A 20,870-nucleotide genomic window follows, 5' to 3' on the forward strand; every position below is an offset into this window, starting at 1 on the left:
CCTTAAATTTCCAGCCGGATCTGACGATCGCCGCGCGTATCGTGGATGGCCGCGGCCGCCTTCGTCAGCTCGGCCCAATCGGCGATCAGGGCGTTGTAGGCCGTGGCCTCCTTCGCATCCTTCCGCTTGTTGGCGCTGATGTCGTAGAGGCAGTAGGCGAGATCCTTCACGGCCTCGGCCTGGGTGTTGATTTTCTTGAGCAGAACAGCGGTGTCGTGGGAAATACCGTCCTTCTCATGCTGCCGGACCAGATGCTGGAGGCACTCCCACACCGTCAGGTGACGGTCCTCCTCCGGGTTCCAATCGTCGTCGAGTTCATCACGCGCGAGTATGCGGACCTTGCCGGCGGCGCTTTCGACGATCCCGGCATGCTTGACGCTTTCGACCGAAATTCCGCGCGCCCGGGCGAGATTGTCGGCGACACCATAGTCTCCTTTGCCGTTCCCGTTCTGCTCGAACCAGGTGATGGCGAAGCGCGTGTCTGGATCGAACTCACCCTGGATGCCACCAAGGTACTCGTCGAGTTCCCGATTGATGAGTTGGAGCGCCGTCTTCACGCTCATCGGGCTATCGTCGGACTCCAGCACAGCCTTGTAACGCGAGAAGACGCCCATACCAGGACCGATGGCCGATTGCGGCATATCCGCCGGCGCGATACTTGCCGCCTGAAGTTCGGCGATCGCCGGAGGCAGTTCGCGTTTCAGGGCGCGAATGAACTCCGCCCGGGTAACGACCTCCGCTGTGGCTTCCTTCTTGCGGCAGACGAGGACGACTGAGTTGGCGAGAGCATTGGTGCCCACGGCGATCATACGCCCTGGCTTTTCTGTTCGGAGCGGCCACGTTCCGACGACAGAAAAACCTGCATCCATGACGGATTGCACAAAGGTCGCCCAACCAGTTGAGCTAATTCCCTCAAGCTCAATCTCACTTTGTTTAAAGGCATAATATATAGTTGTCGGGCACTCACTATTTCCATTCTTGGCCATTCGAGCGATCGCCCGACTCATCCCATCAAGGAAGAAATCGTCGGCGGCATCCCGCCCCCCATGCCGATATGGGGTCGCTACCAACTCATCCGCCTTTGGCGTAACAAGTAGAGAAAATAGATCAGGAAACGTGCTCCGCAGAGCAGGCTTCATCCAACAAAAAAAGAAGTCGGATAGATCTGCATATCCAATGTTGTCGTAGTAAGGTGGGTCCGTCGAAATTACACATCCAGGTGTATAAGCCGCAGATTGCGCATCACTCTGCATTACCTGAGATTTTTGGCTGCCCGCTCCAAGAGTCTCGAACCCCTTGACCATTCTCGTGAAGAGGCTGTGATAGCTCCCACTAGATTCGCTGAAGACATTCACTTCGGCAAAATCCCAGGTCATTGGCAGAGACTGTCGGGAAAAAGTTGACCTCATCTGCTGATTCGGGCTGTTCCACCCACAGATAGTCGAGCAATGATTGGCTACCTGACCCACCAAGAAACCGAGATAAATACTTACAGCCTCGGCATAGGCTTTCGCGGCCTTGCCTCCATCGCGTAACGGCGTAGGTTCGGTCGAAAGGCCAGCGTTAACTGCATCAATCTCAATTTGCGTCCGCGCCGCATGCACTAGCTCGCTCAGCGTATTCAGAGCGACAAGCTGCCTATTTGTAAACAGGTCTCCGAAGGTGGTAAGCCCGTAATCTACCGTCCAAAAATTTCGCGGATCGTTGGGAAGACTGGTATCGGGCTTCCAGTCCGGATTTGCCGAAAGCGCGATAGAGACTTGCTCTTGCGACGGTGCGGTATAGGCACGCCCACGACTACCCTCGGCCACGACAGCCAAAAGTGTTTGACCCATCCGCCCGCTTTGGCCCACTCGCTTGACATAGTCGGGAGTTATCGCGGTGTCCGACATAATGCAGCGGAAGTTTGCACCCCGCCCAGCTTTAGTTCCTTCCTTCGCTAATGCGATCTCAGCCTTCGCTCCGCCTTGATGTATTCTATAGTCAATCGTCTTCGACGTTCGATCTACAACCGGCTCGATCCAGGCTTCTTTTCCCGGTTTCGCGCTAAGCAGGAAGCTCGACGCGATCGGCACATGCACATCCGAGAACGCTGGGTCTGGACTTGGCACAGTCCGCGCCCAGATCCACGCAATCACCGTTGCTTTTCCGCCGCCGTATTCCTTCGGTAGGTCCACTTGAGGATAAAGGTGCCCGATGCGTTCCCACGCTTTCTCCCGCATCCATTCGCCATAAAATTTGACGTCTTCAGCCAGTCCTTCGGCATTGCGGTAGAACTGCCGATCCTTCGCGCCGGGATGGATCGGTTCCTTGTCCTTGAACTTCGGTGGGATCTCGATCATCGCCTTGCCGATCATCACCGCGACCGGGTTCAGGTCCGATCCATAGGCGGGCAGGCCGAGGCGCTGCGCCTCCAGAGGTATCGACCCACCTCCCGAGAACGGGTCATAGACCGACGGCAACTCGCCGCCCCAGCTCTTACGGATTTCAGCGCGAGCGCGCTCCAGCACCTCCTCGTTGGTCGAGTTCTCCCACTTCACAAGATCCTCGATAATGGCGAAGAGCCGTTTGCGTTCGATCTCAACCGCGACTTCTTCAAGCTCTGGTTCGGGGGCGCTCACTGCCATGCCCTTGGCCGACGCTTTGCTCAGCCCCCATGCTTTCACTCGCCCAGGCAGCTCTGCTTCCGCCTGCTTGCGCAAGTGCGGATCAGACAACAATTCATCCACACTCGATGATGGGTCATCTACCAACTGCGCAAACAATACCGCTCGACACGCCGCCAACGGCCGCCGCGCCCACCAAAGATGCAACGTCGAGGGATGCCCATGCCTGATCGACTTCTCTCGCGCCGATGCCGCGTTAATCACTTCAAGCGGGATGGCGACTTCGATAAGTTTCTTTTTCATTTTCTTAATTCGTCCAACTTGGATGCATCGTCGCTGCTGATCTGGAAAAAATTCTGCGGAGGATGGAAATTAAAAACGCTGCAAACCTCCGCAGCCGTAATCGCACTGGAAAAAAGGTTGGGGAAACCAATACGAATCACGCCAACACTGTCAGTGTTCTCCAGATATTTTTTTAGCTCTTGAATATCTATGGCACCGTCGGAGGCCATATTCAGCGCATCAGTGGATGAAATACGTTTTATATCGACAACTTCCGCCCATCCAACAATCGCACTCGTCGGCGTACCGACATAGAGATAGACACGTCTGGGCCTAGAGAGCGGAACACGCTTGCGAAAGAAAACTTTGACTCTTCCACTCGTTATTGGTTCCAGCCACTTTCCTTTGAAGGAATATACGACACTTCCTTCTTGCTCGGATGCTTTCAACATAGCCCGATCTCCGTCTGGCAGAGTTTTGTTATCTTCTCGTGGATGAGGCTGGCGCGTTTGTCGAGAAACGCAGGAAGCGGTCGGCACGCCGACCATAGCGGCGCGCCTGCATCGACCAGTCTGGCCGCCTCGTAAATTGCTCTGGCACCTTTGCGGGGCAGGGCGAACCAGCAGCGATGCGATGTTCCCGACGGCCGCATCCCCCCGTCTTTCGCGCTGTCGAGAACGAAGCCGGTCCAAGGATCGGCGATGAACAGGCCCGAGGTCATCCTCATTGCGGTGCCTCCGCGCGCTCGAGCAGGCGCCGGAGATCAAACTGGATCGCAGTCTCAAGGAACGACGGTTCCCGTTCCACGAGCGGGCCGCGCACATAGCGCGGCGCGTGAGCGGAGCCTGCGTTGACGGAGACGATCGCCAGAATGAACTTCTCCGGCTCGTGCAGCGAAGTAATGACCTCCTGGCGCGTGACCATCACGCTGTCCGCGCCGTCGATGCGCCCCTTGACCTCGATGAAGCGCAGATGCCCCGACCTCGGATCGTGGGACGCGATGTCGTAGCCAATCTTCTGGGCGGAGACGTCGGCCGGCTCGTTGCCCAGCGCGCGTTCGGCCGCCATGACAGCGGTCATCGCCGCAAGCTCGATCTCGCGGCGCGCGGCCGGATCTTCTGCAAAATGGTTCGGAATGCTCGGCGCCTGGCGCTGTTGCAGCAGCCCCCGGGGGATGACGACCATGCCGCCCCGCACACGCGGGGGCTGCGACGAGATGAAACGCTCCCGCTCAAGCTGGTCCATGCGTCGCTTTTGCCGATCCGCCAGGTCTTCGGCGCGGCGCTGCGCGTTCTGCCAGTTCACCCGCGTCTTCTTGCCGGCGCGCTCCTCCTCCTTCAGCTCGAAGGCGCGCGAGTCCCAGTAATTGATCTCCTTCTTGAGGCGTGCGCGTACCTCCTGCTCAACCTTTTCGATCTCGGGCAGACGCCGCGCCTTGACCTCGGCGACATGGCCTTGGGCCAGTTCGACTGTCGCAAACCGGATCGCGGCCTTCTCCAGATCAGTGGTCAGCCAACTCTCGTCCAGAAGGTCCCGCACGCTGGCGACCTCTTCCGGCGTTGCCGGCCGCAGATTCAAATGCGGCGCGATGCCGGCGTTGACGGTGTTTCCCGCCTTGTCGATCGCAGCGAACTGGAGCCGCTGCGAGATCACATGCGGCTTGCCTGCGCTGGTGACGCGGCCGTCCTGGACAACATGTTCCAGCAGGAAAATCGCCGACAGCGCATCACCGGCATCCGTGTCGTCGACCAGGATCGCGCCCTGCCGCATGATCTGCTCATATTGCTCGCGGATCATGCTGATCACGGCTTCGAGCAGCGGATGGCCGGGACAAACGAAGGCGGCGACCGGCTGCTGGTTGATCTTGTCCTTCTCGAAGCAGATGCGCTCATACTGCGTCTGGAGGGGGGCACCGGTTCCGATCTGGCGATCCCGCTCGCGGATGCGCACAGGAACATGCGTGACCTCCCAACGCCCTTCCTCCCGGCGTTTGATCTTGCCACCCAGATGCTGGAACGCTTCGACGAAGAAGCTCTGGATGTGGTGGGGCTGTAGGCGCAGCGCCTCGGCGCGCTCCATTTCGAGCCGCAATTCCTCGACCCTCGCTTCCGGCATGGTGTCGTTGGTCAGGGCGCGGCGGCGCAGCAGCTCGAGCAAGTGCGCCTGATCGACCGCACCATCGACCTGCTGGAAAAGACGCGCTTTCACGTCCTCCTGCTCGCCATACTGGATCGCCTCGAACAACAGATCCTTCAGCGCCACGCCGTCGAACAATTCGCCGAGCACGTCATAGACACGGCCGCCCAGCGCCTCGCGCGCAGCTTCCAGTTTCTCCAGCAGCCGCGCGTAAACCTCGCCTTCGCGCGTATCGGCCGCGACGAGATTCCAGAGGTGGCAGACCTCCATCTGGCCGATGCGGTGGATGCGGCCGAACCGCTGCTCGATCTTGTTCGGGTTCCACGGCAGGTCGTAATTGACCATGAGATGGCCGCGCTGGAGGTTCACGCCTTCGCCTGCCGCGTCGTTGGCGATCAGGACCAGCATGTCCTTGTCCTGCATGAAGCGCTCGACGACCTTTCGCCGCTCTTCGCGCGACACGCCGCCGTGGATCACCTCGACGGCCTCGGGGTTGCCGAGCCGCGCCCGCACCTTGTCGAGCAGGTAGTGCAGCGTGTCCTTGGGCTCGGTGAAGATGATCAGCTTGCGGCGATTGCCGGCCGCGTCGATCATCAAATCGTCGTCGAGAATACGATTGAGCTGGCTCCATTTCGTGTCCACGCCCGAGCGCAGCACGCCGAGCGCCATCGTCTCCAGCCCCTTCAGGGTCTCGACTTCCAGGGCGAGTTGCTCGACCGTCTCGGCCGTCGTCGCGCCCGTCGAGATCAGATCCTCAAGCTCGTCGATCTCCTCCTGGCCATACTCCTCGATGTTCCGCAGCATGTCGGCATTGATCGCGGGTTCCGATGCGCCGGCCCTGCGGCCCTTGGCGGCAAGGCGCGCTTCGCCCAGCTCGTTTTCCAGCCGTTCCCGGCGGCGCTTGAGGGACTGATAGATGGCGGCCGGCGACGAGGCGAGACGCCGCTGAAGGATCTGCAAGGCGAAACCGACATTGTTGCGCTTCTTCCCATCGCCCTCGGCGAAGCGCTGCACGCGGTTCATCTCGGTGCGCACATACTCGGTGACAGCGGTATAGAGCGCGGCCTCCCCTTCCGAGAGCTGATACTTGACCGTGCGCGCCCGCCGCTCGGGGAATAGCGGCCGACCATCGAACTTGAGCAGTTCCTCCTTGGTCAACCGCCGCATCATGTCCTCAGTGTCGGCATAATGGACGCCATCGCGGAACCGGCCCTCGAACCGATCGCCATCGAGGAGTGCCATGAAGAGCTGGAAATCCTCTTCCTTGCCGTTGTGCGGCGTCGCCGACATCAACAGCAGATGGCGGCAAACCTGGCCCAGCTTCTGGCCAACCTGATAGCGCCGCGTATATTTGACCTCCCCGCCGAAATAGGTGGCCGACATGCGGTGGGCTTCGTCGCAGATAATCAGGTCCCATTCGCGCGCGCTCATGAGCTTCTCCTGAAGCTCCTCGTTGCGCGCCAACACGTCGAGACGCACGATCAGCCGATCCCGATCGCTGAATGGATTGCCCGACCGCGAGTTCTCGATCATGTCGCGGGAGAGGATGTCGAACTCGAGATTGAACTTCTGCCCGAGTTCGTCCTGCCATTGCTCGACCAGGCTGCCCGGCGCGACGACGAGGCAGCGTTCGAGATCGCTGCGGGCGATCAGCTCCTTCATCAGCAACCCGGCCATGATCGTCTTACCGGCGCCGGGATCGTCAGCGAGGAGGAAGCGAAGCGGCTGCCGCGGCAGCATCTCGCCATAGACCGCCGAAATCTGGTGCGGCAGTGGATCGACCAAACTGGTGTGGATCGCCAGATACGGGTCGAAATAATGCGCCAGCTTGATGCGGTTGGCTTCCGTCACCAGGCGTAGCAACGCGCCATCAGCATCGAACGACCAAGCCCGCCCGCTCTGCTCGACCTCAAGCCGGTGCTCGTCGTCCCGGTAAAGAACGGCCTCCGCCACCGTGCCATTGTGATCGCGAAAAACGACGCTGATCGCCTGATCGCCGATCCAGTCCACCGAGACCACATGCACAGCCTGCGCCGAGGCAATGCCCCGCACGGATGCGCCGTTCTTTATCTCTTCAAGCCTTGCCGCCATTGCTCGGCGCCCCCCGATTCTCTCATAGCTGAAACTCCGCCTTCTCAAGCGCAGCCTCAGTTTCTTTGCGGTTTATCGTCACGATATGCTGTGTATGAGCGCTCTGTTTCGCAGCGTCACCAAGCAAGCCCAGGCGCTTCAAAACATAAAAGAGCATAGCGTAGCGGACCGAGAGCACGCCGTTTCCCTGGTCCAACCCATAATCCTTGGCGACGACATTCTTCTGGCTCGCCGTGAGTGCTGGATGCGGGCCGATGACGACATCGAAATAGTTGTTCCAAAGCCAGTCCTGCACGCCCGGTGCGCCCGGCTCGCCCTTCGTGCCAACCTCCAGAATGCGCGGCAGCAGGAAATCCTTGAACTTGTGCTCAAGGTGGCAATAGGCCCGCGCGTGCCAACGGAAGCCGTCATAACCGAAGGCGTGCGGCGTGATCCGGCGCCAGATGGGGTCCGGCCGCACCTTGTTCATCGACTGATAGAAGATGTCGACAGAGACGCCCTCGCGGCTGGCGTCGAGAATCTTGCGCAAGACCTCGATGTCGATGTCCCGCCTGGGGGTCAGCGCGACATCGGCGCTGGGAAGCGCCGCAATCCACGAATCGCTTGCGGGCACGGCCCCTTCGGCAACCGAGCGAAGCTGCGAGAGGTAGATGTAAGGGTCCGGCTCAAGGAAGCGCAGAACGAACTTTTCGGCGGCGACGTAGCGCTTGGCGCGGGTGTCATATTCCATGTTGCCCGGTGCGCGCTCCTGATAGAGCGTCAAATCCTTGGACGCCTGCGGAACCGACACGCCGAACGCCTCCACGAGGTCGGCCCGGTTGATCGAGCCCTCCCAGAACAGCCGGAACTCGATGAATTCGAGTCGGCGCCCCACCCCCCATTTTAACGCCGTCGCGGCCTCTGCCATTGCTTCCGTCTCGTGTAAGTGGGCATAAAAACTATATGGACAATCCATCGTAGTCCGTGTAATTATTATTCCCATTATGGGCTTTCGTCAATGGGCGATCGGACAGGGGCAAGGGGCGGAACATGCAGCGATACAGCTTGGAACGTCAGACCGCTGGCACGACGCCCAGCTCTAAGCAGCACCCGGAAGGAGGGCGGCCATGACCATCGCGTATCGATCCACCCTGGTCGTTCACGGCCGCCTCGCGATGCGGGAGAGCCGGCTGGCCGCAGGCCGTGACGGTCGTCACGGCCTCCAGATCATGTCCTTCGAGCAGGCCGCCGTCCGGCTGGCTGGTGGCTTCGCCCGACCCATCGACGACGAGAGCCTGCGCGCGGCCATCCAGGCAGCCCTGCCCGCAACGCCGATGGGCGAGCTGGAGAGCATCAAGGCTCTTCCCGGCATGATCGACGCGGCGGCCGACACGCTCCACAAAGCCTGGCGCGCGGGCATCGATCTGGCCGCACACGCGGCCGATCATCCGCGGCTCGCCGCCATCGCGCGCCTGGAAGCGACCGTCCTCGACCAGCTTCCGCCCGGCATGATGCGGCCTCTCGACATCGCCGCCGCCGCTACCGCCCGCATCGGTCATGCGCCGACGGTCCTCGGCCCGATGGAGATCGTCGGCCTTACCGAACTCTCGCCCTGCTGGCGGCCGCTGCTCCAGGCCCTCACGGCCCATATCCCCGTGCAGTGGACGGCCGGCCCAAGGAGCGTTCCCGCATGGCTGAGCGGCACCGGCGTCACGGTCACGCGCACACCGGCGCAAGAGCCGGGGATCAGCGCGGTCAGCGCAGCGACGGCCTATCACGAGGCTATCGAGGCGATGCGTTGGGCGCGAAGCCTGCTCGCCTCGGGCGCCTCGCCCTCGGAGATCGCCATCGCGACCGCCTCGCCCGCCGACTATGACGATCATTTCCTGGCCCTGCGCGCCGACGCCAATATCGACCTGCACTTCATCCACGGCGTCCGCACCGTCACCACCCGCGAGGGCCAGGCGGCGGCCGCGCTGGCCGACATCGTGGTCCGGGGCCTGTCGCAGTCGCGGCTGCGGCGCCTCGCGGCGTTCTGCCGGGATAGCGGGCCTTTCGAGACCCTGCCCGAAGGCTGGCTGCGGGTCCTGCCGACCGATGCACCGCTTTCGACGCCGGGCGCCTGGAACCGTCTGCTGGCCCGGTTGACGCCGGAAGACTGGCCCGACGGTGCCGACCATGTTCCGGCGCTGCGCGCAGCGATCGAGACTCTGGCGAAAGGATCGGACGCCGCCAGCGAGATCGGAGAAGCCTTCCTCAAGGGCCGCGCGCTCGCGATCTGGCGCAAGGCACTGCTCGCCGGCCCTGCCGCCTCGATCGATGCGACGCTGGAAACCCTGAAGCAAGACGACGGACTGGAGGCATGCGTCTGCGCCGCCTGGATGCCGGCCAGCGCACTCGCCGCGTCGCCCCGCCGTTTCGTGCGGCTCCTCGGGCTCAATTCCTCGCGCTGGCCGCGCGGGATCGCCGAGGACCGGCTGATCCCGGACCATATCATCCCGACCCCGATGCTCGATCCGCTGCCGGTCAATCTCGCCGACCGCCGCGATTTCGAGACGATCCTCGCCACGACGGCCGATACCGTCGTTCTCTCTCGCGCCCGGCACGACAGCGACGGGCGTCTTCTGGGCCGCAGCCCCCTGCTCGAAGGGCGGGGCGACGAAACCTATTTGCGCCGCAACGCGACGCCGGCGCACGCTTTCAGCGAAACCGACCGCCTCATGGCCCGGCCGCAGGAGTTCGCCGCCGATCCGCAAGCGGTCGGCGCGCAGGGCTGCTGGCGCGACTGGCGGCGAACCGAAATCACTCCCCATGACGGGCTCGTGCGGGCGGATCATCCGCTCGTTCTCGCCATCCTCGGCCGCACCCAGTCGGCCAGCTCGCTGTGCCGCCTGCTGCGCAATCCGCTAAGCTTCGTGTGGGTTTATGCGTTCGGATGGCGTGAGCCGCAGAGCAGCGCCGAACCGCTCGTCCTCGACGCGCTCGGGATCGGCGATCTCGTTCACATGGTTCTCGACCGCGCCTTGCGCGACCTCGAAACCGGCGGCGGCCTTGCTTCCGCCGACACAGAGACCATCGAAGCGGCGGTGGCCCGGGCCGCGCACGCCGTCGCCGCCGATTGGGAGAGCGAGCGCCCGGTTCCGCCGTCCGTCATCTGGGAGCGCACCCTCGACGATGCCCGCGTGATGGCGGGGCGAGCCCTTTCCTATGGCGATGAGATCTTGCCCGGAGCGCGCGCCTTTGGCGAAGTGCCGTTCGGCGGCTTGGAGCCGAAATCCGACGCCGAGACGCCTTGGGATGCGAGCACGCCGGTCACGATTCCCGACACGGGCTTCAGCATCGCCGGCTATATCGACCGGCTCGACATCTCGGGCGACGGCAAGGGCGCGCTCGTGCGCGACTACAAGACCGGCCGACCGCCGCGGGGCGAGATCCGGCTGAACGGCGGACGCGAGCTGCAGCGCTGCCTCTATGCCTTCGCGGTGAAGGCGCTCCTCGGCGACGACGTCGCCATCAGCGCCTCGCTGCTCTACCCGCGCGAGCCCGTCGATCTTCAGCTCGACGATCCCGAGGCCGTGCTCGCGGAGATCACGGGCTATCTCCGCGCGGCAAGGATGAGTCTCGCCGGCGGCGCGGCCCTGCCTGGCCCGGATACCGGCGGCGATTATGACGACCTCGCCTTCGCTCTGCCGGCCAATGCCAGCGCCACCTATTGCAAACGCAAAATGCCGGCCGCGACGGAGCGGCTGGGCGAAGTCGCTCAGGTCTGGGAGGCGAAATGATGAGCAGCGTGTCCAAGGTGCTGAAAGACGACGGCGCCCGCCGCGATGCGATCAGCCTTCATGATCGCTCCATCCTGGTCGAGGCTGGCGCGGGTTCGGGCAAGACTGCCGTCATGGCAGGGCGTATTGCCGCCATGCTCGCCGAAGGCGTCGCGCCGCGTTCCATCGCCGCCGTCACCTTCACCGAACTCGCCGCGAGCGAGCTGCTGTCGCGTGTCCGCGAGTTCGTCGCCGACCTCTCGGCCGGCACGATCGCGACCGAGCTGCGCGTGGCGCTGCCCGATGGGCTGAGCCAGGCCCATCGCGACAATCTCGCCGCCGCCAGCGCCGCGATCGACGAGATCACCTGTTCGACCATCCACGGCTTCTGCCAGCGCCTGATCAAACCCTATCCGGCGGAGGCCGACATCGATCCCGGCGCCGGCGTCATGGATCGCAACCAGGCCGATCTCACCTTCCTCGAAATTGTCGATAGCTGGCTGCGCGAACGCCTGTCCGGTGGCCAGGACGGCATCCTGGCCGAGATGGTGCTGCACAGCCCCAGCGAAACCGTGGCGCTCATCCACAAAATCGCCGAGAATCTGCGCCGCCGCCCCACGCTCGCGGCCCCGCCCGTCTCCCCGCTCGACGGACACCTGACGGCGTTCCGGCAGGCCGCGGCGGATTTCGCGGGCTTCATGGATGGCGCGGCCGCGGCCGAGCCCGAAACGGTGACGATCGTCGAGCGCCTGGCCGAAATGGCGACCGCCGTGGCGAACGGTCCCGATCCCGCGACGCCTGCGGGCCTCGTCCGGCTCCTGACCGCCCGTCCCCACCCGGACCTATGCACCAAGGCCGGTGCCTTCGCCTCCTACCGCAAGAAGGGCAAATGGGCCGCCGCAGCGAAGGAGGCTGGTCTTTCCAAGGCCGACGGCGAGCGACTGAACGACGCCGCGGAGACCCACTACACCGCCTGCTGCGACGCCTGGGTCGCGCTTGTGCAGGCCGCCGCCAGCCATGCCCTGGCGGCGGTGATCGACGAAGCGCGTCCAATCCTGCAACACTATCGCGACCACAAGCGCGCCAGCGCCCAGCTCGATTTCGACGATCTGATTTTCGCCGCGCGCGACTTGCTGCGCGACCACGATGCCGTGCGCCGGGCGCTGGGGCAGCGTTTCGCTCATGTCCTCGTCGACGAGTTCCAGGACACCGATCCCCTGCAAACCGAAATCTTCTGGCGGTTGTGCGGCGAGCCGGCCGATGGCGATGACGACTGGACCCGGTTCCAAATCCGGCCGGGCGCGCTCTTCCTGGTCGGCGACCCCAAGCAGGCGATCTATCGCTTCCGGGGCGCCGATGTCGGCGCCTATGTGCAGGCGCGCGATGCCTTCCGCGCCCAGGATCCCGGCAGCCTCCTGTCGATCTCCACCAATTTTCGCTCCTGCGCCTCGATCCTCACCTTCGTCAACGAGCGCTTCGAGGCCGTGCTCTCGGCCGATGGGCAGCCGGGCTTCACCGCTCTCGACCCGTTCCATGACGACCGGGGCGGCCTGTGCGTGGCGGCCCTCGACATCGCCGTGGCCGACGAAAACGGCAAGGCCAGCGCCGAACAGCAGCGCGACGCCGAAGCCGACGCCATCGCCGAACTGTGCGCCCGGCTGATCGAAAGCCACCCCATCATCGATCGTCGCAGCGGCGCGGAGCGCCTCTGCCAGCCGGGCGACATCGCCTTGCTGGCGCCGACCGGCGCGGAGTTGTGGCGCTATGAGGAAGCCCTGGAGCGCCGCGGCATCCCCGTGGCGACCCAGGCCGGCAAGGGGCTGTTCCGCCGCCAGGAAATCCAGGACCTGATCGCGCTGACCCGTGTCCTCGCCGATCGCCGCGACACGCTGGCGCTCGGCGCGCTCCTGCGCGGGCCTCTGGTCGGCCTCACCGAGGAAAACCTGCTGGACATCATCTGGGCGCTTCCTCGCTCGGAGGAACAGCCGGATCGGATTCCGCGCCTGGATCTCAGCATCGACCCCGCCCTCATCACGCACCCGCTCGCGCGCGAGGTCATCGAACGGCTGCAATCTCTCTCCCGGCGCGGTAACAGCACGACCCCGCACGAGCTGCTCTCGCAGGCCGTGGACGTGATGCGCGTTCGCCCGCTCCTCCTCGAGCGCCATCGCGGTCAAGCCGAGCGCGCGCTCGCCAATGTCGATCTCTATCTCAGCCTGTCGACCAGCTACGCCGTGCGCGGCCTGCGCGCCTTCGCCGAGGCGATGACAACGGCGTGGTCCGACGAGGCGCGCGCTGTCGAGGGCCGGCCCGACGCGCAGGAAGAAGCCGTTGCGCTCTTCACCATGCACGCGGCCAAGGGGCTGGAATGGCCGATCGTCATTCCTGTGAACACCATGACCGGCGTCATGGCGCCCGAGAACGCGGTCATCGACCGCCAGACGGAAACCTTCTTCTGCCCGGTCCTGGGCGTCCCGCCCGAGGGATACGAGACGGCGCGTGAGGCGGAAAAGGACGAACTGGATCGCGAACGCATCCGCCTCTGGTACGTCGCGGCCACTCGCGCCCGCGAACTCCTCGTCCTGCCCCGGCTCGACACCACACCGTCGAAGTCCGCCTGGATCGGTCTCGTCGACCTGTCCCTCGCCGAGTTGCCCGGTCTGGACATCTCCCACCTGCCCGACAGCATCACGGCGGCAGGGGCTGGAGCGGCCAATGCCCAGACACGCGCGAGCTTCGCCGCCGAAGCCGAAGCCATCGCCGCCACGCAGACGCGGTTGACCTGGCTTGCGCCCAGCCGCGACGAGAGCGCCGCCGGGACGGTGCTGCGGGAAGAAGAGCCTGCCCTCTGGACGGGGTCGGCCGACGACCAACCTCCCGAACTGGAAGATACCGCCCTCGTACAGGGCGGCCGGGAGCGCGGGCTGATCCTCCACAAACTCATGGAAGAGGTGCTGACCGGCGAAACCCCAGAGGCGAAAGCCGCCCTGACCGAAAGGGCCGCCGAACTCATCCGCGCCCTCGGCCGGTCTCCGGTCGCCGATCCGGCGACGGGGCTGTCGGCCCAGGAACTGGCGGACTGTGTCACCCGGACCCTGGCCCTCCCCGACATCGCGGCCCTTCGGCCAGGCCTTCTGGCCGAATTCCCCGTCTATGCCGCACAGGCGGCTGAGGGCGTGGAAACCGCAACGGCCGGGATCGCCGACGCACTGACAGTTGGCGGCGATGGCCGCCCGGTCGTGGTCGTCGACTGGAAGAGCGACGTGAACCCCGACGCTCAGACGCTCGACCACTATCGGGCTCAGGTCCGCGCCTATCTCGATATGACCGGCGCCGAACGCGGACTGATCGTCCTGATGACGAGGGGAACGGTAGTCGTCGTCTCGCCCTCGCCGCAGACGGTGGCAGCCTGACGGAGGGAGAAACGATGGCCTCCCGCAAGCGCCCCACCAGCTCCAACCAGGACGATCTCTTCAACCCCGAGATCGAACTCCTGCTGCCGGCTCGGCTTGCCATTGACGGCAAGGTGCTGGGAAGCCCTGTGCGTCAGTTGGCTGTTCCGGCGCGGCGTGTGCGTTGCCGACTGCGCCCCTTCGCGATCCGCCGCGTCAATGGTCACGAGACGACCCTGGAATCCGGCGAGATTCTGAAGGTCATCAGCGCGAAGACGGCCACGCCATTGGAAGCCGATCTCATTCTCCTTGTGCCCGGCGCAACGGAGCCGGAACGGATCGCCGCGGCGCTCGAACTGGGTGAAGGCCGGTGGATGAATGTACCGCCCACCAGCATCGACACGCTGGATCGTTCCGCGCGCAGCGAGCGCCTGAAGGCTGTCTCCGCTTCCTGGGTCGACGCGCTTCATCTGCGCGAGGGGCGAGCCGCGGCGGACGGCCAGCCGGCGCAGCCTGGCTTGCGGCGTCCACAGGTCGGCGCGCTTCATGCCGCGCTTGCCCACGCGACGCGATCGACGGATCCGGCCACCATCGTCATGCCGACGGGCACGGGCAAGACCGAGACAATGCTGGCGCTCAATGCCAACCGGCGGTTCGAACACCTGCTGGTGGTGGTGCCGACCGACGCGCTACGCGAGCAGATCGCGGGCAAATTCGAGACCTTCGGCGTCCTGAAACAGCAGAAATGCCTCAATGAGACCGCAGCCTTCCCTTTGGTCATGCGGCTCTCGCATATTCCGACCAGCCAGGCCGAAGTCGACGAAATCTTCGACAGCGCCAATGTCGTTGTCACCACGATGCAGATCGCGGGCCGCGCCGAGGCGCCGGTACAGGAGCAGATGGCGGCCCGCGCCTCAGCGCTCTTTATCGACGAGGCGCATCATATCGGGGCACGGACATGGAAGTCCTTCCGCGGGCTCTTCGTCGAGCACGAGCCACCGATCCCGGTGATCCAGTTCACCGCTACGCCGTTTCGCGAGGACGGAGGCCGTGTCGATGGCGAGTTCATCTACACCTACCCGCTGAAAAAGGCGCAGCAGGAGGGCTATTTCAAGCCGATCCGCTTCGAAGCCGTCTTCGGTCTGGACCAGCCTGACGCTGACCAGGCCATCATCGACAAGCTCGGCGAAGTGCTCGCCACCGACCTGGACGCCGGCCTCAATCATCTGGCGATGGCCCGTTGCAACACGATCGAACGCGCCAAGCACCTGCACAGCCTCTATGCAGCGATCTATCCGGACTTTCGGCCAGTCATCGTCCACAGCCAGCAATCGCTGAAGGAACGGCGCGAAAATCTGGCCGCGCTACGCCGTTTTGAGAGCCGGATCATCGTTTGCGTCGATATGCTCGGCGAGGGCTTCGACCTGCCCGAGCTGAAGATCGCTGCATTGCACGATCATCACAAGAGCGTCGCGGTGACGATCCAGTTCGTCGGCCGCTTCACCCGCCAGGACCCGACGCTGGGTGATGCCACGGTGATCGCCAATACCGGCATCGACGATGTCGATCGCGCGCTGGCCAAGCTCTACGCCGAAGACGCCGACTGGAATGCGTTGGTGGAGGCGCTCAGTTCCGCAAAGATCGAACGCCAAGTTCGCCGCGCGGAGATGTTCAAGGGCTTTTCGGGGGATCTGAGCGACATTCCGCTCCAGACTCTCGAACCGAAAATGAACGCGGTCCTGTACCGGACCTCTTGCGACGCTTGGGATCCCTTTCGCGCGGAGGAACTCTACGACCCCGGCGTCTATCTCGGCATGAAGCTCAACCCGCATCAACGGGTCGCGATCTTCGTGACTCGGGCGGAGGAGCAGGCACGCTGGACCTCCGCGCAGCAGGCGGTGAACGTCACCTGGGACCTGCACATGCTTCACTAGGATCAGGCAAGCGGCGTGCTCTATATCAGCAGTTCTGCCAAGGGGCCGTTTGACCGGCTCGCAAAGGCGGTTTGTGGCGATACGACGCGCCGCGTGGAAGGCGAGGAAGTGTTCCGCAGCCTCCACGGGTTTAGGGCGTGAACTCGATGCAGCTGTGTTCGAGAGGATGGCGCGGCCGCATACGATCGTCAGCGATAACGGCACCGAACTGACCAGCATGGCGATCCTGCGCTGGTCGAAGGAGCGCAATGTCGAGTGGCACTACATCGCGCCGGGCAAGCCCTACCAGAACGGGTTCATCGAGAGCTTCAATGCGCGTCTCAGGGACGAGTTCTTGAACGAGACGATCTTCACCAGCCTCGCCCATGCCCGTCAGGAGCTGGAAGCCTGGCGGCACGACTACAACCACTTCCGGCCCCACTCGAGCCTCGGGAACAAAACCCCGGCCGAGATCGGGGCTGGATCGAACGGCAAACCGTATTGGGGGCATGCCCCCAATACGGTTGTTGCCATCACGCCCAGCGACGGGCATCAAAACGGCCCAAGGCTCTACTCGTAGATGGTAGAAACTTCGGGCTCAGACCACTCGCAACTCTATATGCCGATTTGCTGCGAGGGGTCTTACGGCTTGACGTGCTCCCCTGATTGTTACCATTCAGAGGTAGAGTCTGGCTCCTTCATGATGATTGCTTGAGGTGATGGCGACCTGTCCGGGGGCATGCCCCGGACAGGTTCACCGGCTTTCTCGGTGGGTGTTCTCCCGCCCAGTTTCGAGTGTGGCCTGACGTGGTTGTAGTCGTGCCGCCAGGCATCGAGCAGGAAGCGGGCATGCGGCAGCGATGTGAACAGCGTCTCGTTGAGGCATTGGTCGCGTAAGCGACCGTTGGCCGAAGGCTGGCGAAGCCAACCTCTCGACGAAGCCGTTCTGCATCGACTTGCCCGGGGCGATGTAATGCCACTCGACCCGCCGCTCTTGCGACCAGCGCAGGATAGCCGACGAGATCAGCTCGGTGCCGTTGTCGCTGACCACCGTATGCGGCCTGCCGCGCATGCCGATGAGCCGCGTCAACTCCCGCGCCACCCGCACGCCCGACAGCGACGTGTCGGCCACCAGCGCCAGGCATTCCCGCGTGTAGTCATCGACCACGCACAGGATACGAAACCGCCGGCTGCAGGTCAGGGTGTCGGAGACGCAGTCGAGCGAGCAGCGCTGGTTCGGGCCGTCCGGCAGCACCATCGGCGCCCGCGTGCCAAGGGCGCGCTTGCGGCCACCGCGACGACGGACCCGCAGCAGCTTCTTGTGGTTGGGCGTGATGCCTCGCGAGCCAGCAGATAGCCCAGGCGCCGATAGCCGAACCGGCGACGCTCCGCCGCAAGTTCGCGCAGTCGCTGCCGTAGCCGACCATCGTCCGGTCGCAATGATCGATACCGGATCACCCTGCGGTTCACGCCTACCAGGTTGCACGCCCGGCGCTCGCTCAACCCGTGATGCTCACGAGCATGGGCGACCGCATCCCGCTTGGCGCCGGGCGTCACCATTTTTTGATGCCAGATCGTTGGCTACGCCGCCCTTCGGGTCAGCACCACATTGTCGAGCATCGCCTCGGCCAGCAGCTTCTTCAGCCGGTTGTTCTCCTCCTCGAGCGTGCTCAGGCGCCGGGCCTCGGACACCTCCAGCCCGCCATACTTCGACTTCCACTTGTAGAACGTCGCCGAGCTGATCCCGTGGCGGCGGCACACATCCGCTGTCGCCATCCCGGCCTCCCGCTCCTTCAACATCGCGATGATCTGCTCTTCGCTGAACCTGCTGCGCTTCATCTGCGTCCGACTCCTTCGCGTCGGACTCTACTCAAAATCGGTCACACTTCAGGGGAGCACGTCATCGTCAGCCCTGTCTGTCGTCAGAACATTTGGCGCAGATCGCGGCGTAGATTAGCGGAGCGCGGGCCTCGTCCTGGGGTTGATATTAAGCGGCGAGCTTGCGGTGCTGCAAGCGTCGGTGTTCGATGGTCTTCCGTTTGATCCTTTCGCGCTGTTGGATGATGGCGTCAGCCCTGCCGAAGTAGGTGTCGGCGGGCGTCACATTGCCGAGGCTTTCGTGATATCGGCGGTGATTATAGTGGTCGATGAAGGCCTCGATCCGGGTCTCCAGATCGCCGGGCAGGAAGTAATTTTCCAGCAGGATCCGGTTCTTGAGGGTCTGGTGCCAGCGCTCGATCTTGCCTTGGGTCTGGGGATGCATCGGGGCGCCGCGGACATGGCTCATACCGTTGGCACCGATCCATTGGGCCAGCTCCTCGGCGATGTAGCTCGGACCATTATCGCTGAGCAGCCTGGGCTTTTGCACGACCCTGGCTGACGAACAGCCCGAGGCTTCAAGCGCCAGTTCCAGCGTGTCGGTGACGTCCCCGGCGCGCATGGTGGTGCAAAGCTTCCAGGCGATGACATAGCGGGAGAAGTCGTCGAGCACGGTCGACAGATACACCCAGCCCCAACCGATGATTTTGAAGTAGGTGAAGTCGGTCTGCCACATCTCGTTCGGCCGCGTCGTCTTGGTGTGGAACGCATCGGCCGCCTTGATCACGATGAAGGCCGGGCTGGTGATCAGGTCATGGGCTTTCAGAAGCCGGTAAACCGTCGATTCCGACACGAAGTAGCGCTTTTCGTCGGTAAAGCGCACAGCCAACTCGCGGGGCGATAGCTCGGACTGGTCCAGCGCCATCTCGACGATCTGCTGCTGGATATCGTTGCCGATGCGATTCCACACCCGGCTCGGCGCCGATGGCCGATCCTCCAGCGCCTCCGGCCCGCCTTCGAGGTAGCGGTCATACCATCGATAGAAGGTCCGGCGGGGGATGCCGAGCTGGTCCAGCGTCCGCTTGGCGGGCAGATGCGACTGCTCGACGATCCTGATGATCTCGAGCTTCTCAGATGCGGGATACCTCATTCTTCGTCGCCCCCATCCGCGATCATGCTTTTTTTGAGCAGACGGTTTTCCAGCGTCAGGTCGGCCACGCATTCCTTCAGGGCACGGGTTTCGCGGCGCAGGTCGTGCACCTCGCCGGTGGTCGCAGCTCGGGCGGTATCGCCGGCCAGACGACGCTTGCCCGCTTCCATGAACTCCTTCGACCAGGTGTAATACAGGCTCTGGGCGATGCCTTCCTTGCGGCACAGCTCGGCGATACTGTCTTCGCCGCGCAGCCCCTCCAGCACGATCCTGATTTTGTCCTCTGCAGAGAAGTGCCGGCGCGTCGCACGCCGTATGTCCTTCACCACCCGCTCAGCTGGGGCCTTCGGCGCCGATTTTTTCAAGGAGGATTTGGGCTTCATCTTCGTTCCTTCGTCACTACGACGAAGCCCAAATCCTCCTTAAATCACAACCTCAAATCTGTGCCATTGGCGCTGACGGCGGACACCGATAAAGCTCTGGACGTAGAGGTAGAAATCGGGGCCGCCTCCCAATAGCCTGGTGAGCGGATAGGAAATATCGGTGGACAAGGACCCCTTGCCGGAACCGAAGTTGAATCGCGCGGTGGAAGCCAGCTTCAAGCCCTCGTCCTTGCCGAGTTCAACGAATACAGCGGTGTTGCCCCGGTATTTCAGGATATCCGGGTTGTCGCTTTTGTCCCCGATCAGGAACGAAAGGCGGGGCGCAAAGATCAACCGATAGCCGTCGTCCAGTGGAATGGCGGCCATGGGGGCCAAGTAAAGCATGTTGATACTGCGCGAGGCGGAGCCATCGCGGCCATTTGATTCATGCTTCACGCCGGCCTGCCCCGCAACGCTCATGCCGTTTGCGAATTGGGCGGACTGGGAAAGGTAAAACAGCTCCGGCATATAATCTATGTTCCGGAAAGGCGACGAATCCGCTCCCAGATCCCAGAACATCTTCTGCGTAAAGGCGAAATGCATCCCGTCACGCCAGGATGACGACAGCCCGTTGCTCTGCCTGGAGCCAAACAGGCGATATTTCAGGCTGATCTGTATTTTGGCCTCTGCGGCACTGGACGGCCCATAGACCATGTACATCGGCTCATATGTGGACAGGTTGCCCAGAAACGGGCTTCCCTCTGAATGCGCCGTAGAGACACCCCGGACGGGTTCCGGCGACCCGGCCGCTTGAGCGGTGTCGGAGAACGGCGCATCGGCGGCAAATCCCTCCGCAGTGGGAAGCGGGGAAAGCGTGGCAACCTCATTCCGGGCCAGTAAATCTTGGGCAATCACCACCTGTTGCCTTGACCAGGCGGATATCGACAGCAGGCTGCCCGCGGGCAACGGCTCTCCCGCTTCCGGCAACAGATAGTGCGCCTGGGCAAAGCCCGTTGCAGGCAGCGTCAACGTCGCCTCATCCTGTGCACGCCTGACGAGCCAGACCTGACGCTTATGGCTTCCGCTTTGAAGCTCGGCCTGTATCCGTGCGGGCAGGGATATGGCCTTCGGCTGGGCCCCGCTGTTCAACACCCGGATGGACACGTTGACCGATCCACCGCCTGTGTCCTGCGCGGCCTCGCTGATGATGAACTCCAGGGAGCTTTCGGCAGCCGCCTGGGGAGCGGACGGCTGGGAAGCGAGTGCGGATGCCATCAGGACGGACAGCGCGATGCTACCGCTCACGACCGTCCCTCGCTCGGCCCCGGAACCAGGTCAGCTTGAGTGAAGGGCCGCCGGGGCCTTCCCGGTTGCTCGCCT

The 20,870-nt window shown here is 63.5% G+C and carries 10 protein-coding genes and 2 pseudogenes; 4 read left to right on the forward strand and 8 right to left on the reverse strand.

The features are described from left to right. Positions 1-2: 2 nt before the first annotated feature. From shn_RS22020 to shn_RS22035, 5 genes are read right to left on the reverse strand one after another with little or no spacing between them, the layout of a single operon-like run. Positions 3-2,909, reverse strand: coding sequence for a DUF1156 domain-containing protein (locus shn_RS22020; RefSeq protein ID WP_064332303.1), 2,907 nt, complete (start codon positions 2,907-2,909; stop codon positions 3-5). Further along, the gene (locus shn_RS35950) at positions 2,906-3,340 is read right to left on the reverse strand and encodes a hypothetical protein (protein WP_145925980.1); all 435 of its coding nucleotides are present in this window, start codon (positions 3,338-3,340) and stop codon (positions 2,906-2,908) included. Before shn_RS35950 ends, shn_RS22020 begins: the two co-directional genes overlap by 4 nt. Beyond that, positions 3,334-3,615: a hypothetical protein gene (locus shn_RS22025; protein WP_064332304.1), complete on the reverse strand. Its 282-nt coding sequence runs from the start codon at positions 3,613-3,615 to the stop codon at positions 3,334-3,336. The genes shn_RS35950 and shn_RS22025 overlap by 7 nt, the downstream gene beginning before the upstream one ends. After that, the gene (locus shn_RS22030) at positions 3,612-7,115 is read right to left on the reverse strand and encodes a helicase-related protein (protein WP_064332305.1); all 3,504 of its coding nucleotides are present in this window, start codon (positions 7,113-7,115) and stop codon (positions 3,612-3,614) included. The genes shn_RS22025 and shn_RS22030 overlap by 4 nt, the downstream gene beginning before the upstream one ends. A 22-nt stretch (positions 7,116-7,137) precedes the next feature. Next, positions 7,138-8,022, reverse strand: coding sequence for a WYL domain-containing protein (locus tag shn_RS22035; protein WP_064332306.1), 885 nt, complete (start codon positions 8,020-8,022; stop codon positions 7,138-7,140). Positions 8,023-8,221: 199 nt separating this feature from the next. Between shn_RS22035 and shn_RS22040 the strand changes: the two genes are divergently transcribed. From shn_RS22040 to shn_RS22055, 4 genes and pseudogenes are all read left to right on the forward strand, one after another. Continuing rightward, the gene (locus shn_RS22040; protein ID WP_064332307.1) at positions 8,222-10,876 is read left to right on the forward strand and encodes a PD-(D/E)XK nuclease family protein; all 2,655 of its coding nucleotides are present in this window, start codon (positions 8,222-8,224) and stop codon (positions 10,874-10,876) included. Further along, positions 10,876-14,268: an exodeoxyribonuclease V subunit beta gene (locus shn_RS22045; protein WP_064332308.1), complete on the forward strand. Its 3,393-nt coding sequence runs from the start codon at positions 10,876-10,878 to the stop codon at positions 14,266-14,268. The genes shn_RS22040 and shn_RS22045 overlap by 1 nt, the downstream gene beginning before the upstream one ends. A gap of 14 nt (positions 14,269-14,282) precedes the next feature. Continuing rightward, the gene (locus tag shn_RS22050; RefSeq protein ID WP_245337340.1) at positions 14,283-16,181 is read left to right on the forward strand and encodes a DEAD/DEAH box helicase; all 1,899 of its coding nucleotides are present in this window, start codon (positions 14,283-14,285) and stop codon (positions 16,179-16,181) included. A gap of 133 nt (positions 16,182-16,314) precedes the next feature. Further along, a pseudogene (locus shn_RS22055) lies at positions 16,315-16,740 on the forward strand (integrase core domain-containing protein); the annotation flags it as partial. Positions 16,741-16,829: 89 nt separating this feature from the next. On the opposite strand, the pseudogene shn_RS22060 reads toward shn_RS22055, so the two are convergent. The 3 genes and pseudogenes from shn_RS22060 to shn_RS22080 all read right to left on the reverse strand — a co-directional run bounded on the left by shn_RS22060 (position 16,830) and on the right by shn_RS22080 (position 20,795). Then, positions 16,830-17,999, reverse strand: a pseudogene (locus shn_RS22060) (IS3 family transposase). A 148-nt stretch (positions 18,000-18,147) separates the two neighbouring features. Next, positions 18,148-19,511 (reverse strand): IS3 family transposase gene (locus shn_RS22070; protein WP_371328578.1). Its coding sequence is split into 2 segments (ribosomal slippage): positions 18,148-19,161 and positions 19,164-19,511, totalling 1,362 coding nucleotides; the frame shifts between segments, so codons are not numbered across the junction. A 39-nt stretch (positions 19,512-19,550) separates the two neighbouring features. Continuing rightward, entirely contained in the window at positions 19,551-20,795 is a 1,245-nt protein-coding gene (locus shn_RS22080; RefSeq protein WP_064332311.1) for a phospholipase A, read from the reverse strand. Positions 20,796-20,870 lie beyond the last annotated feature (75 nt).

Origin of the sequence: Shinella sp. HZN7 (genome assembly GCF_001652565.1) — a bacterium.
Classification (GTDB): Bacteria; Pseudomonadota; Alphaproteobacteria; order Rhizobiales; family Rhizobiaceae; genus Shinella; species Shinella granuli.